General features: G+C 67.2%; 6 protein-coding genes. All 6 read left to right on the top strand.

The window, feature by feature from the left end:
- The first annotated feature begins 12 nt into the window (after positions 1 to 12).
- The 6 genes from PL79_RS23750 to PL79_RS23720 all read left to right on the top strand — a co-directional run bounded on the left by PL79_RS23750 (position 13) and on the right by PL79_RS23720 (position 15,829).
- Positions 13 to 1,662, top strand: coding sequence for a multicopper oxidase domain-containing protein (locus tag PL79_RS23750; protein WP_044848928.1), 1,650 nt, complete (start codon positions 13 to 15; stop codon positions 1,660 to 1,662).
- A 17-nt stretch (positions 1,663 to 1,679) separates the two neighbouring features.
- Complete coding sequence (locus PL79_RS23745) at positions 1,680 to 10,841, top strand: choice-of-anchor Q domain-containing protein (RefSeq protein WP_235879317.1); 9,162 nt, start codon at positions 1,680 to 1,682, stop codon at positions 10,839 to 10,841.
- Between the two features lie 53 nt (positions 10,842 to 10,894).
- Positions 10,895 to 11,734, top strand: a complete 840-nt coding sequence (locus PL79_RS23735; protein ID WP_193759870.1) for an outer membrane lipoprotein-sorting protein — start codon at positions 10,895 to 10,897, stop codon at positions 11,732 to 11,734.
- A gap of 5 nt (positions 11,735 to 11,739) precedes the next feature.
- A complete protein-coding gene (locus tag PL79_RS23730) occupies positions 11,740 to 12,570 on the top strand; it encodes a hypothetical protein (protein ID WP_044849255.1) in 831 nt (276 codons plus the stop codon).
- Positions 12,567 to 14,294 carry a c-type cytochrome gene (locus tag PL79_RS23725; protein WP_044849254.1) on the top strand — a complete coding sequence of 576 codons (1,728 nt, stop codon included), beginning with the start codon at positions 12,567 to 12,569 and terminating at the stop codon, positions 14,292 to 14,294. The genes PL79_RS23730 and PL79_RS23725 overlap by 4 nt, the downstream gene beginning before the upstream one ends.
- Positions 14,295 to 14,443: 149 nt before the next feature.
- On the top strand, positions 14,444 to 15,829 hold the full coding sequence (locus PL79_RS23720) for a cytochrome C (RefSeq protein ID WP_235879316.1): 1,386 nt from the start codon (positions 14,444 to 14,446) through the stop codon (positions 15,827 to 15,829).
- Positions 15,830 to 15,833: the final 4 nt, after the last annotated feature.

The raw sequence follows: 15,833 nt of genomic DNA, 5'->3' as shown, positions 1-15,833 counted from the left end.
AGGAGAAAAGCCGTGGGACACATCACTCATCATGCGTGGACCGCGACGCTCGCCCGTCTCGGACGGCTCGCGCGCGTCGGCGTCGCGACGCTCGCCGCGTTGCTGTCGATGCACGCGCAAGCCGCGGCGCCGGGCATCACCGGCAAGGTATTCAACCTCACTGCCCAGGAGGCGCGCATCACCCAGCCCGATGGCACGAGCGTTTATTCATGGGGCTACGGCTGCGCAGCGACCAGCGCGACGCCGCTCGTCTTCTCGCCGTCGACGATTACCGGCGCGACCTGTCCGACGATGCAGATTCCCGGTCCGACGCTGATCGTCAGGCAGGGCGACATCATCACCGTGACGCTCACCAACAACCTGCCGGCGGCGGCCGGCAACACGTCGATGCTGTTTCCCGGCTTCGTCGTGTGCACGGGCACCTTGAGCCCGGACGGCAAGACCTGCAGCGGCACCTCCGGCGTTGCCGGGCTGCTGGCGCAGGAAGCGCAGCACGGCGCGACGGTCACCTACTCGTTCGTCGCGGCGACGCCGGGCACGCATACGTACTACAGCGGCACGCAGGGCGACCTGCAGATCGAGATGGGGCTGTACGGCGCGATCATCGTGCTGCCGAATACGGCGGTCAACACGGCGGGCTGCATGGCGCTGCCGGATTCGGGCAGGCCGTTCGGCCAGCACGATTTCCGCAACGCTGTGGCGGCATACGACAACAGCGCCGCCTGCTACGATCGTGAGTATCTTTTTCAGTTCTCCGAAATGGATCCGCGCATCCATCAGCAGGCGGAGCAGCAGGTCGCCGCGAATACGTCGTGCACCAAGCCGACCGGCTGCATGACCGTCGAGACCGAGCCTTATCACCCGGCGTATTTCATGGTCAACGGCCGCTCGATGCCGGACGACATGGATCCGAACTACGCGCCGCAGTACCCGCACCAGCCGTATAACGGCAACCCGCACATGCATCCGGGCGAACTGGTGCTGCTGCGGATCATCGGTACCGGCCGCTGGCAGCATCCGTTCCACGAGCATGGCAATCACGTGCGCGTGCTGGCGCGCGACGGCAACCTGTTGCTGAGCCCGGCCGACCCGAACCACCCGGCGAATCCGCGGCTGCCGGCCGGCCCGCTGCTGTTCACGACCACCACGACGCCCGGCGCCACGATCGACGGGATTTTCTACTGGACCGGCAAGGGCCTGAACTGGGACGTCTACGCGCACTACGCGGGCGACGGCTCAGTCTGCGTGCCGGACGCGAACGGCTACTACACGACGGCGTCGAATCCGCCGGCCCCCCGCGACGCGCCGAATTACTACGAGTGGTGCCAGGACCACGGCAAGGCGCTCGAGAAGGCGCCGTTCGGCAAGGTCGGCAGCGGCGGGCCGGTCACGTTGCCGGACTCGAACATCCTGACGAACGGCTTCTGGTATGGCGGCAGTCCGTATCTCGGGCCGGACGCGACCGTGCGTGCGACGGCGCCGACAGGCACCTCGCCGCCGAGCAACACGATCTTGAACCCGCCGGCGACGGAAGCAGGCTTCGCGTTCATGTGGCACTCGCATAACGAGCGCGAGATCACGACGAACAACATCTTCCCCGGCGGAATGATGATGATGATGCTCGTTGATCCTCCGGTATTTCCGATCGACGAATCCAATTAGGGGTGGGGAGAAAGGCGATGAGATCCACCAAGCTCACGGCGACGTTCCTTGATCTGTTCAAGGCGGGGGTCGCGGCATCCATCTTGCTGACGGCAGGCGAGGCATGTTTCGCGCAAGCGGTCGTCAATCTCACGGCGAAGGCGTCCACGGCGTTGATGCCGGACGGACAGTCCGTGCCGATGTGGGGCTACAGCTGCACGCCGGCCGGCGTCGCGGCGGCGCCAGCCGTGAATGCCACCTGCGCGGCCGCGAACACGACCGCCGGCGCGAACTGGTCGCCGGTGGTGATCACCGTGCCGGCGGGGCAACTGCAGATCAACCTGACGAACAACCTGCCGGCGCCCGTGCCGACCTCGCTCGTAATCGTCGGGCAGTTGGGCGGCGGTCTCGGCGACAAGCCGACGACCATGCCAAGTCCGGTCCATCCGACGCAGACCGCCACGACCTGGCCGATCGTCACCGCGACTTCGACCGCGCCGATGGCGTCGTTCGTGCCGCCCGCGCAAGGACCGCGCGTCGAGTCGTTCGGGACCGAGGTGCCGGCGTCGACCGATCCGAAATCGCACACCACGCTCACCTGGCCGAACCTGAAGCCCGGCACCTATCTGCTGGAGTCGGGCACGCATCCGTCGATCCAGGGGCCGATGGGCCTGTACGGCGTGCTGGTCGTGAAGAGCCCGGCCGTTGCCAGCTCGACGTGCGCATCGACGAAGCTGGCGTATCCGAATTCGGCGTCCTGCTATGACGCCGACGTGCCGCTCGTGATGAGCGAGATCGATCCGGTGCAGAACGCGGCGGTCGCCGCGGCCGTCGCGACCAAGGGCTTCAGCGAAACTGCCGCGTGGTCGGGTCAGCCCGGCGGGTGCGGCGACTCGAAGTCGATCACGTTCGGCACCTGCTATCCGCCGGTGGTGAACTACGATCCGCGCTATTACCTGATCAACGGCGTGGCCTTCGATCGCACCAACCCGAACGCGTCGGCGTTCCGGCCGAGCGTGAACGTGCCGCCGTCGACCGGGCAGGTGCTGGTGCGCCTGGTGAACGCCGGCCTGCGCATGCACGTTCCGGCCGTGGTCGGCGCGCAAACCGGCAATCCGTCGGTACCCGGGTTCGCGCTGGTCGCCGAGGACGGCAACGTGCTGCCCGGCACGCAGCGCATCCAGAACTCGGTGTTCATGGCTGCAGGCAAGACCTACGACGTGATGGTGAACGCGCCGGCCGCCGGAGCGATGCCCGTGTACGACCGCGAGCTGAGCCTGTCGACCAACAATCTGCGCGACGGCGGGATGCAGGCCTACATTGCGGTCAACAACGCGCAGCCGTCCGCGACCGCCGGTATCGGCGAAACGCCGACCGCCACGGGCGCGAACTACTACTTCGTGCCGGGCACGACACTCGCCGTGTCGGATCCGGCCAAGGGCGTGATCGCGAACGACTCCGGCGTCTACGGCGTGAAGGTCCAGACGCCGCCTGCCAGCGGCACGCTGAAGCTGAACACGGACGGTACCTTCACGTACCTGTCGAGCAGCGCGACGAACGACAGCTTCGTCTATCAGTCGACGAACGGCACGCCGCCGGTGACGGCGAAGGTGACGTTGACCGCCTGCACCACGAGCAACAAGTGCCTGTCGATTCCCACGGCGGGCAATGCGAGCTTCTCGAGCAACATCGCGTCGCAGGTTCAGATCGGCGCGCCCGGCGTGCTCGCCAGCGCGAGCGATCCGGCCGGGCTGCCGCTCACCGCGCAGATCGTCGCGTCGAGCGCGAAGAACGGCACCGTGACGCTGAACCCGGACGGCTCGTTTACCGCGATGCCGACGACGCCGCCGATGGCCGGCGCATCCGCGCAGACGATGTCGTTCCAGTACAAGGTCACCAATACGCAGAACCAGACCAGCGCGAACGCGGGGACCGTGACCGTGACCTTCAATCCCGGCAGCGGGCTCGTCGTGAACGTGATGGATGCGCCGAGCATGGCGCCGGATGCGGTCGCGCCGAACAAGATGGTCAAGCTCACCGACTATCGCTGGATCATCGAGGAAGACCGCACGATGCAGATCGATCCGGCCTGCCAGGTGAACTCGGCGACGTCGCGGCCGGCGAACTGCCCGCCGCTGCCGGTGCCGAGTCTCGGCACGAACTTCCATACGAGCTACATGCCGGTGGTGGCGGCCGGCTGTGTCGGCACCGTCGCGTGCGAATCCGGGCAGACCGTGTACGACCCGGTCTCCAACACGCACCTGCCGACCGTGTGCGACGTCGGCAACGGCGCGTGCCGCACCGGCACCAACGTTTCGCAGCAGACGCCGGTCGATCCGAAATACGTGGCGCTCGATCCGACCAAGCATTACTACATCTCGATCCTGCCGGGCGACGCGGGCAACACGTTCGTGAATGGCGGCGGCGTGCCGCCCGCCAACACCACGCGGCAATTCAGCATCGCGCTCGACTGCCCGTCGGGCCCGAGCGGCGCGGATTTCGCGCCGGGCACCGGCAAGTGCGGCCACAGCATGGGCGGTGCGCCGATTTCGCCTGCGCAGATCGCGGCCGCGAAGGCCGGGCAGACCGCGGTGGGCCAAGCCGGACAGCTCAACGTGCTGCTGACGGAAACCCCGTACCAGACTGCGAAGCTGTCGGTGTTCGTGTTCGAGGACGATGCGCCGCTGAACGGCGAAGTGGATGTCAGCGGCGGGACCGACGGTTTCGGCACCGCGCGCGAGCCGGGCCTCGGCGGCTTCGAGATCAAGCTCTGGGACGACGCCGGCGGCACCGGCGACCCGACCGGGCAGATGACCTACGACATGTTCAACATGCCGCTGTCGAATTCGCTGCAGGGCACCATCGACCCGCTCACCGGACTCAATGCGTGCCCGATCACGACGGCGACCGACGGCCTGGTCGGCATGATCCCGACCTGCCCGAAATTCGAATCGGACGGCAAGACGCTGTCGCCGCTGGTCGGCCAGGCGGTCATCGCCAACCTGATGCCGGGCCGCTACGGCGTGATCGCGACGCCGGCGGCCGACCGGATCGGTCGCGGCGAGGAATGGCTGCAGACCAACACGCTCGACGGCCAGAAGGCGCATGACGCGTTCATCAAGGTCGGCGGGCCCGCGTACTTCCAGGAGTTCGGGCCGGCCGGCTATCACGTGTCGATCGGCTTCGCGAATCCGAAGACGATCAACGCGCGGCGCACCAACGCGGCCAAGACGGGGCTGTGCGACACCGGCGCGTGCCCGAACACGCTCACGGGCCGCGTGACGAACCTGCACTACGGCCGTCCGCCGAACGAGAATCTGTACAGCAGCGGGTCGCACGATTCGCTGGCGTTCTCGCAATGCTACGTGAGCGTCGGCGATCCGGACGGCGAGGATTACGGCTTCACGAAGTGCGACAGCCAGGGCCGCTTCACGATCAGCGGGTTGCCGAGCGGCACGACGCGCATCACGGTCTTCGATCAGTGGAACGACCAGATCGTCGACGGGCTGGCGAAGGCCGTCCAGCTGCCTGCGGCCAACGGGAGCACGACGGTCGACGTCGGCGATCTCGCCGTGCTGCAGTGGCAGACGAACCTCTATACGCGGACCTTCATCGACCTGCACGGCGACGGCATCTCGCACCCGGACGATCCCGGCATCGCGCTGGCGTCGACCAACCTGCGGTTCCGCGACGGCAGCTTCTCGAGCTTCAACAACACGGACGGCAATGGCTACGCGCCGTTCAACGAAGTGTTCCCGTTGTTCAACTGGTACGTGGTGGACGACGACCAGACGCGCTACAAGTCGAGCGGCACGCACGTCGTGTACGACGCGGGCGGTCCGGTCGACAGCACCGGCGTGCCCGGCAGCGGCAACTCGACGATCGCCGGGAATTTCGCGAACACGGTCGAAACCTTGCCCGTGCCGCCGAACCTGCGGGTGCCGGGCGCGCGCTACTGCGCGGACGCGGATTGCACGTCGACCGGCAGCGGCTCGACGGGCCGGGTCGATCCACCGTGGGTGAACTCGGAGGCATGGCAGGGTTTCTCCGGGCAGAACTCGTTCATCGAGTTCGGCAAGACGCCGTTCGCGAAGGGCGAGAACGGCGGGATTCGCGGCGAGGTGATCTATGCGTCGACGCGGCCGTTCGACGATCCGACGCTGCTGATCCACACGAAGTGGACGCCCAACGTGCCGAACGTCACGGTGAACCTGTATCAGGAGGGCACGGCCACGGACGGCACGACCAACCTGACGCTGGTGGACACGACCAAGACGGCGAGCTGGGACGACTGGGCGCAGGGCTTCCGCGCGGACGGCGTGACGCCGAACATGAACTGCCCGGGCCAGGATCCGAACGACCCGTTCTACTTCACGCTGAAGAACAGCACCAACTGGCTCGATCCGCTACATCGGCAATTGCCGGCGAACGCGCAGTTCAAGTGCTACGACGGCATGCACGTGTTCAACCAGATCCAGCCGGCGCCGTATGACGGGATGTACAAGTTCCCGAGCGTGACGGCGACGGACGCGAGCGGCAAGCCGGTCGCGTCGAACTGCACGATCTGCGTCGGCAAGAACCCCGTCGACGGCACGCCGATGCTGCCGGCCGGCAAGTACGTGGTCGAGATCATCGTGCCGCCGGGCTACGAACTGGTGAAGGAGGAGGACAAGAACATCCTGATCGGCGACAACTTCATCGCACCGGTGACGCAGCAGTTCGGCGGGATCGGCGCGATCTTCATCCTGCCCGACCAGGCCGCGGTGAACTCGACGTACAACAGGAACAACGCACAGAACATGACCACCGACCTCGGTTCGACGCCGCACGGCGAAGGCGACACCGGCAGCGTCGAGCGGTTCTGGCCGTGCGTCGGCGAACTGCGCATCGTGCCGGACTACATCAGCCTGTTCCCGGGATCGAAGGAAGTCGCGCCGTTCGCGGGTGCATCGCGGCATCTGTGCGATCGCAAGGAGGTGATGCTGACCGACGAGGAATCGGTGCTGGCGAAGTTCTGGATCTTCAGCTCGACGCACGTTGCGGCGCACTACACGGGCTTCATGCTCGACGACTTCTCGTCGGAGTTCGACCCGTATTCGCCGCAGTTCGGCGAGAAGTTCGCGGTGCCGAACGTGCCGGTCTCGTTCAAGGATTTCTCCGGCAACGAAACCTCGCGCACTTATTCGGACCAGTGGGGCATCTACAACGGGCTGACCTTCTCGACCTGGGAAGTGAACCCGCCGAACCCGACCGGTTATGCGCCGACGATGATGGTCACGTGCATGAACGACCCGGGCCCGATCCCCGATCCGAATCATCCGGGCAAGATGATGACCGATCCGCTGTACAACCCGGCCTACAGCCAGTTCTGTTACGAGATTCCGTTCATGCCCGGACAGACGCAGTACATGGATACGCCGGTGGTGCCGGTGCAGGCGTTCGCCGACGGATACAACCAGCCCGACTGCGCGTATCCGGATGCGACGCCGGCAATCTCGAGCGTGACCGGCGATGCGATCGGCGCGGGCGCGGGCCCGTGGGTCAGTGCGCCCGGCAAGACGCTGACGATCAAGGCGCTGGGCGACCAGCAGGTGCCGAACCACGCGTACACGGGGCCGAGCCAGAGCGCGGCGCCGTTCAACCAGAAGTTCATCACGCGCCACTACGGCTTCGGCGGCACGCAGGGCACCGGTACGGTCACGATCGCGGGCGTCAAGGCACCGGTCGTGTCGTGGAGCGACACGCAGATCGTCGTCACCGTGCCCGACCTGAGCATTCCGACGCTGCCGGGGCTGACGGCGCCGTCGACCTGCACGATCCAGCAGATGGGCGCGCCGGCGACGCAGTGCGGTGAGCTCGTGGTCACGGCCGGAAACGGCAAGCGCTCGATCGACGCGATCACGGTGACGGTCGGCGGCAAGACGCCGACCTACGTCGGCGGCGAGAACGGCGCGAGCAACGCGCTGCAGACCGCGATCGACAATGCGAGCGCGGGCGACATGATCGTCGTCGGCCCGGGCACGTACAACGAGATGCTGGTGATGTGGAAGCCGGTGCGGCTGCAAGGCGTCGGCGCCGGGTCGGTGACGGTCAACGCGAACACGCATCCGTCCGGCAAGCTCGATCCGTGGCGCAGGCTGATCTCGTGCCTGTTCGGTACGTCGCTGGACGGCGGGATGATTTCGGCCGCGTACGACCCGACGAAGCCGATCTCGCCGACCAACAACCCGTACGATCCGTCAGGCAGCTATCAGTGCTCGACGCAGATGCAGGGGCACGCGGATCCGATTCCGTTCGAGCCGACGGTCGGCTGGGACGGTACGCTGAACGGCAACCTGGGCGAGCTGCTGATGGAGCCGTCGCTGCTGGGCGCGTATGAAGGCGCGGGCATCACGGTGCTGGGCAAGGGCGTGAAGCCGAGCGCAAACTGCACCGCGAACGGTGTCTGCACGCTGCTGACGCGGCACGACTGCACGACGGATCCGAACAACCCGAACTACAGCAACTTCCTGTGCAACCCGTCGCGCATCGACGGGATCACGGTCACCAACAGCTCGCAGGGGGGCGGCGGGATCTTCCTGCACGGCTGGAACCATTACACGGAGGTCTCGAACAACCGGGTGACCGGCAATGCCGGCACGCTGTCGGGCGGCATCACGGTCGGCCAGGTGGAAGTGCCCGACGGCAACATCGCCGCGGACGGCGTGACGCAGCTGCCGTTCATGTACAACACGTTCGTCAACGTTCATCACAACGCGGTGACGGGGAACGCGTCGTACGGCGACGAGATCAACTCGACCACGCCGTCGTCGGCAGGTGGCGTGACGCTCTGCTCGGGCGCCGACTACTACAAGTTCAACTACAACTGGGTATGCGGCAACATCAGCAGCGGTGACGGCGGCGGCGTCGCGCACTTCGGGTTCAGCTACAACGGCGACCTGTCGCACAACGTGGTGCTGTTCAACCAGAGCAACAACCCGACGTTGCCGACGTACGGCGGTGGCATCATCGCGCAGGGCGTGCCGCCCGACGGCACGTTCTGCGAGAACAGCCTCGTCGACGTCGACTGCGCGCCGCAGCTGTCCGACGGCATCGGCCCGGATCTGGTGATCGACGGCAACCTGATCATGGGCAATACCGCGGAGAGCGGCAAGGGCGGTGGCCTGCGGCTGCAGAGCGTCAACGGCACGGACGTGCAGCGCAACCTCGGCAACCCGAACAAGTGGTACAAGGTGCGCGTGATCAACAACATCATCGCGGACAACGTGGCCGGCTGGTCGGGCGGTGGCGTGTCGCTGCAGGATGCGGTGCGCGTGGACTTCATCAACAACACGGTGATCGCGAACGATGCGACGGCGTCGGCGGGCGTGCTGTTCAATACGCCGGCCGCGTCGCAGTCGAACGTGCCGCCGCCGGGATGCACGAGCAGCCCGAACAGCGCGGACTCGACGTGCACGAGCTTCATCGAGGCCTCGACGCAGCAGCCGGCCGGGCTGGAGACGACATCCCATACGCAGAACCTGCTGGCAGCGTTCGTGCCGCCCGCGAATTTCAGGGGGAACGTCAGGTGTCCCGCGGATGAGCCGAACTGCACGAAGTTCTCGAACCCGGTGCTGACCAACAACCTGTTCTGGCAAAACCGCTCGTTCTACATCTCGGTGAGTTCGCAGCCGAACCCGAACATCCCCGGCGTGCAGAACGCGGTCACGTTGAACCCGGTCCTGAACCAGCAGGGGAAGTCGACAGGCTTCTGCGTGACGGGCGGCACGACCCCGCCGTTCTATTGGGACATCGGCGCGTGGGGCGACACCGGGCCTGCCAATCATCAATCCGGGCTGACGATGAATCCGCAGCATTCGATCATGACCAGCACGGCGGGCTACGCCACGACCAACATCGCGGCGGATCCGCAGACGGTGGGCCAGTACTGCAACGGGTCGCGGGTACCGCCGGAAGCCGGCGGGAACGGCTTCGCCGTGCCGCCCGGGATCGCCGACGCGGTGCTGCCGAATCCGCTGTTCGGGTTGATGCCGACGGCCACGCCCGATGAAGGCAACCAGTGGATCAACATGTCGTATGGGCCGCTGTCGCTGTTCAACGAGGCGCTCACGCCGGGCAGTGCGGGTTACAACGTGATGATGGGCAACTACTCGATCAAGGGCACATCGCCGGCGATCGGGGCGGCCACCGGGCGCGGCGCACCGAATCACGACATCTTCGGCACGCCGCGGCCGCAAGGCAACGGCTACGACATCGGCGCGGTCGAGTACGTGACGCCGGGCCTGCTGGGCGGCCTGCTCGGCGGCGGGCCGACCGATCCGCTGGCGTTGGGCGGGAACCAGCCGGCCGGCGTGGCGGGTTTGCTCGCCGGGCTGCCGGGCGCCGGTGGGATCCAGGGCCTGCTCAACGGCCTCCAGCCGCTGACGCAGATCCAGGCGCCGGCGTTGCGGCGGCCGCTGGCAGGCGCGCCGCGGCTCGCACCGGCGGCGCGGCCGCGGCCGGCCGGTGCGCTGACGCAGTCTCCGGCGCTCGCGCGGCCGCCGTCGAACGTGCTGCTGCAGGCCCGACCCAGACGCCGCCGCGCAATCGCACGCAGACGCAGACCCGTACCCAACCGGGTACCGCACCGCGCCCGCCGGCGCCGATTCCGGCGCAGGCGGCACCCCGCCACGCTCACCGGGCGCTGCGGTGAAACGGGCCGCGTGGCGCACGGCAGCGGCGCTGCTGCTCGCGGGCGGCGCGTGCGTTGCCGTGGTGGTCCTGCCTCGGCCGGCCGCGGCCGGGCAGGACGCGCCGGCCGAGGCCGCGCACCGGCGCTCGCCGTACGTGCCGGTGAGCCTGCCGCGCGAGGCGAAGGCCTATTACCAGATGGGGAAGGGCATCGACGACCTGCACGTGCGCAGCACCGCGTCGGGCAACCTGATCCGCTTCAGCTACCGCGTGGTCGATCCGGACAAGGCGCGCCTGCTCGCCGACACGAAGTCGACCGTCTACCTGTACGGAGAAACGAGCCACGCGATGCTCGTGATTCCGGTCATGGACCAGATCGGCGCGCTGCGGCAGACCGGCCAGCTGATAGCCGGTCAGGAGTACTGGATGGTGTTTTCCAACAAGGGAGGGCCGATCAAGCGCGGCGAACGGGTCAGCGTCCTGATCGATTCGCTGCATATCGACGGGCTGGTGGTCGAGTAATCACATAAACGCGTGCCGTCGCGCATCGGCAACGGGCGGCCTGCATGCGGGGAGAGCAGTCATGAACCGGTTTCTTTTCAAGTCGATTTCGGCGGCGTGCGCCGCCGTCTTTCTGACTTTCGGTCAGGCCGCCTTCGCGGCCTCGGCGGCGGGGAATGCACAGGCGGCATCGGCCGCGCACATGGACGCGGCGCAGATCGCCGCGCGCAATGCCGCGGCGCGCGGCGGGTTGCAGGCGTGGCGGGCGGTGTCGACGCTCAGGATGACCGGCCAGCTCGATGCGGGCGGCAAGAAGAACGTGAAGCTGCCGTTCACGCTGACGCTGAAGCGTCCGCGCAAGAGCCGGCTCGAGATCCAGTTCGAGCAGCAGACCGCGCTGCAGGTGTACGACGGTTCGCAGGGCTGGCTCGTGCGGCCGTACCTGGGCCGCAACGACGTCGAGCCGTATACGCCGGCGCAGCTCAAGTCGGCCGCGTCGTCCGCCGAGCTCGACGGCCCGCTGATCGACTACGCGAACAAGGGCACCACGATCGAGACGCTTGGCACCGAGCAGGTGGAAGGGCACCGCGCGTACGTGTTGAAGCTGACGATGAAGGACGGCGCGACGCGGCGCCTGTGGGTCGACGCGTCGAGCTTCCTCGAACTGAAGATCGACGGCGAACCGCGTGTACTGGACGGCAAGACGCATAGCGTCGCCATCCTCTATCGCGATTACCGCAAGGAGAACGGGCTCGTCATGCCGCACACGCTCGAGACCGTCGTGAGCGGCGTCAGGCAGACGCACCGGATCACGATCGAGCACGTCGCGCTCAACGAGACGGCCGACGACGCGCTGTTCGGCAAGCCGCCGCTCACCGTCGCCCGGGTGGCGAGCCACCCGACGGACAGCCCGACGAGGTGACGGCCATGGGACGAATCGGATCGTGGGTGCTCGCCGGCTGCGCGATGGCGGCCCTGTGCGCGTGCGGGCAATTGCCGGGACAGGGCCTGACCGCGGACCAGGTCGTCGAGAAGAACATCGCGGCGCGAGGCGGCCCCGATGCATGGCGCAAGATCCAGACGATGGTCTGGTCGGGCCATGTGGACAGCCCGAACGCGCCCGTGCGCGACATGCCGTTCATCCTCGCGATGAAGCGGCCGAACAAGACGCGCTTCGAACTCACCGTGCTGAACCAGAAGGCCGTGCGCGTGTTCGACGGCCGCGAAGGCTGGAAGCAGGGCGCCAGCAGCGGGGCGAGCCTGCGGCCGTATACGCCGGGCGAGCTGACGTCCGCGCGCGACGAGCAGGTGATCGACGGGCCGCTGGTCGACCATGACGCGAAGGGCATCGGCGTGGCGCTGGACGGCGTCGAATCGCTCGGCGGTCACGACGCGTACCGCCTCGCGGTGAAGCTGCCGTCCGGCGCGATGCGCCACGTGTGGATCGACAGCCATACGTTCCTGGACGTGAAGGCCGACCGCGTGGTGCGCGGGCCCGCCGGCCCGATCACCGTGGAAGTGAACTACAGCAACTTCAAGCGCGTCGACGGCCTGCAGATTCCGATGAAGATCGAGAGCGGCACGGCCGCTGCAGCGACCAAGGACACGCTGTTCATCGACAAGGTGTCGCTGAATCCGCCGCTCGACGACGCGATCTTCGCGCGGCCGGCGTCGCCGGGCGGACGCCGTCCGGTGGCGATCGATGCGAACGCGTGGCCGATACTGCCCGGGGTCGGCGGGCCGACGGTACGGCCATGAACGGCATCCGGGGGCGGCTGAGCGCCCTCGCGGGGGCGTGCCGGCCTGCGTCGCGCAGGCGGCTGGCGCGGTGGATGCTGCTGGCCGCGCTGGGCGCGAGCGCAGGGCAGGCGATTGGCGAAGAGCCAGCGCCCGCCGTGCCGACCGCGGCCGCTGCACCATCTGCATCGGCCGAGCCGGCGGACGCGGACGCGGGCGAGGCGATCTACCGGCGCGGCATCCTCGGTTCGGGCGCGCCGCTCGAAGCGGTGCATCAGGACGGCGTGCGTCTGCGCGGCGCCGCTGCCGCCTGTATCAATTGCCACCGGCGCAGCGGCCTCGGCTCGAAGGAAGGCAACAATACGATCCCGCCGATCACGTGGCGCTACCTGGCGCATCCTCGCGCGCAAACCGGCGAGGATCTCGACATTCCGTACGTGCCCGGCATGCGCACCGATCGCGAACCGTACACGGAAGACCGGCTCGCGCGGGCCGTGCGCGAAGGGCTCGATTCGGAAGGCCGGCCGCTCGGCAGGCTGATGCCGCAGTACGCGCTCGACGATGCCGACATGGCAGCGTTGAGCCGCTATCTGAAACGCCTCGACCGGCGCAGGCTGCCGGGCGTGACCGACACGATGCTGCATTTCGCGACGATCGTCACGCCCGATGCGGACCCGGTGAAGCGGGCGGGCATGCTCGACGTCCTGCAGCACTACTTCGCGGACAAGAACGCGTTTCCGTTCGGCGCGACGCCGCCGCTGCGCTCGACGCGAAAAATGATGTTCATGGTCAATCGGCGCTGGGAGCTTCATGTGTGGTCGCTCACCGGGCCGCCCGACACGTGGCATGAGCAGCTCAGGCAGTATTTCGCGCGACAGCCGGTGCTGGCCGTCGTGTCGGGGCTCGGCGGCAGGAACTGGGCGCCCGTTCACGACTTCTGCGAACAGCAGGCCGTGCCGTGCCTGTTTCCGAACGTCGAGGTGCCGGTCGAGACCGATCACGATTTCTACTCCGTGTACTTCTCGCGCGGCGTGCTGCTCGAGTCGGACCTGATCGCGAAGCGCATCCTGGATGAAGCCGCGGCGCGGCCGGTGAAGACGGTCAGGCAGGTCTATCGCGCGGGCGACAACGGCGAGCGGGGCGCCCAGGCGCTGGCCGCCGCGCTGAAGGCGCACGGCATCGCGGTGTCGAATCGCGCGCTTGCGCCTCACGAGGATGTCGCACATGCGTTGCACGGGATGCCGCGCGACGATGCGCTCGTGCTGTGGCTGCGGCCGCCCGACCTCGCGGCGCTCGAGCATGTGCCGCCCGCGTCGGACACGGTGTTCATGTCGGGGCTGCTCGGCGGGCTCGACAGCACGCCGCTGCCGACGCGCTGGCGCGGCGTGACGCGCGTCGCCTATCCGTTCGACCTGCCCGAGGGGCGGCGCGTGCGCGTCGACTACGCATTCGGCTGGTTCACGATCCGGCACATCCCGATGGTCGCGCCGCAGGTGCAGGCCGACACGTATCTCGCATGCGGCCTGCTCGCCGAAACGCTGAGTCACATGGTCGATGCGTTCGTGGGCGAGTATCTCGTCGAGCGCATCGAGGACATGCTCGAACGTCGCATCCTGACCGGCTACTACCCGCGCCTGACGCTCGCGCCCGGGCAGCGCTTCGCGTCGAAGGGCGGTTATATCGTGCGGTTCGCCGGGCCGGATCGCGCGAAGCTTGCCGCCGACGGAGGCTGGATCGTTCCCTGAGCGGCCGCGCGCGTCGAGATGGAGTAGGAATCAGACCGCGAATGGAGGAAGTCTCCCCATGCCGGGTCTCGCGGGCGCTTCGCACAATGAAGGCATCGCGCGACGTTCCGGCGCAGCGCGGGCCACACGGCGTGAGGAGGGAAACCGCCATGACAACGTTTCTTGTCGGGCATGACACGCGTCATCGCTGGGCGCATCGCGGCGGGATGGTCGTGATCGCGGCGCTCGCGCTGCTGCAGGCGTCCGTCGGGCAGGCGCTGCCGATCTTCGCGCGCCAGACCGGGCAAAGTTGCGTCGCATGTCACGCCGGCGGCCAGTTTCCCGAACTGACGCCGTACGGGCGCATGTTCAAGCTGAACGGTTATACGTTGGGCGAGCGCACGATTCCGCTCGCGGCGATGGCCGTCGCCGACATGAGCAAGACGCGAGCCAACAGCGACGCCAGCGGCAATCCGGTCACGCCGAAGAACGGCCTGCCGATCTTCGACTTCGCGAGCGTGTTCCTCGCCGGGAAGATCACCGACCATCTCGGCGGCTTCGCACAGTTCACCTATGCGAACTACGATCATCAGGATGCCAACGGAAAATGGAAAGGCTGGTGGGCATCGGACAACACCGACTTTCGCTTCGTCGACCGGATCATGTCTCCGGCCAACGATCTGATCCTCGGCCTGACGCTGCACAACAACCCGACCGTGCAGGATGTATTCAATACCGCGCCGGCCTGGAGCTATCCGTATATCGGCTCCGCGATCAGCCCGGTGGCCGGCGTTCCGGTCACGCCGATCATCGAGGGCGGTCTCGCGATGCAGGTCGTCGGCATGGGCGGGTACCTGTACTGGAACAAGACGGTCTATGCGGAGCTGACCGCCTACAGCACGGCCGACGGCATCTGGTCGTTCCTGAGCAAGGGCAACCACGCGGGCAACCCGGACCACCCGCAGGTCTATCTGCGCGGCTACAACCCGTATGCGCGCATCGCGCTGACGCGCGAATGGGGGCCGCACAGCCTGATGGTCGGCGCGTTCGGGCTGAGCGTCAACGTCTATCCGAACGACCCGAACAGTTTCCCGATCTTCGGCACGGGCGTGACGCGCTATCGCGACTACGGTTTCGACACGCAGTACCAGTACCTGCTGGAGCCGCACACGATTACCGCGCAGGCGCGCTACGTGCGCGAGAACATTCACGATCCCAACAACTTCGTCGTGAGCGACAACACGGCGGCGAACCTGAATTCGTTGCGGCTCAAGGCGTCGTACATCTACCAGGCCAAGTACGGCGTCAGCCTGTCGTTCTTCAATACGACGGGGACCGCGGACAGCGCCGCCTATGCGGCAAGCGCGAACTTCCATCCGAATACGCAGGGGTGGACGCCGGAAATATTCTGGATACCTGATCAGCACGTGCGAATCGGTATCCAGTACACGCACTTCACCAAGTTCCTCGGCGCGACGACCAACTACGACGGCAACGGACGCAATGCAAGGGACAACGACACGCTGTTCATCTATCTATGGCTGGCTTCATTCTGACACC

The organism is Burkholderia sp. USMB20 (assembly GCF_000949135.2).
In the GTDB taxonomy this organism is placed as follows: domain Bacteria; phylum Pseudomonadota; class Gammaproteobacteria; order Burkholderiales; family Burkholderiaceae; genus Burkholderia.
This window is presented reverse-complemented; position numbering and strand designations above follow the sequence as displayed.

Bases quoted from the DNA above. Each gene is read 5' to 3' on its own strand.
- PL79_RS23745 (WP_235879317.1), top strand. From the start codon at position 1,680: ATGAGATCCACCAAGCTCACGGCGACGTTCCTTGATCTGTTCAAGGCG.
- PL79_RS23735 (WP_193759870.1), top strand. From the start codon at position 10,895: ATGAACCGGTTTCTTTTCAAGTCGATTTCGGCGGCGTGCGCCGCCGTC.
- PL79_RS23730 (WP_044849255.1), top strand. From the start codon at position 11,740: ATGGGACGAATCGGATCGTGGGTGCTCGCCGGCTGCGCGATGGCGGCC.
- PL79_RS23725 (WP_044849254.1), top strand. From the start codon at position 12,567: ATGAACGGCATCCGGGGGCGGCTGAGCGCCCTCGCGGGGGCGTGCCGG.
- PL79_RS23720 (WP_235879316.1), top strand. From the start codon at position 14,444: ATGACAACGTTTCTTGTCGGGCATGACACGCGTCATCGCTGGGCGCAT.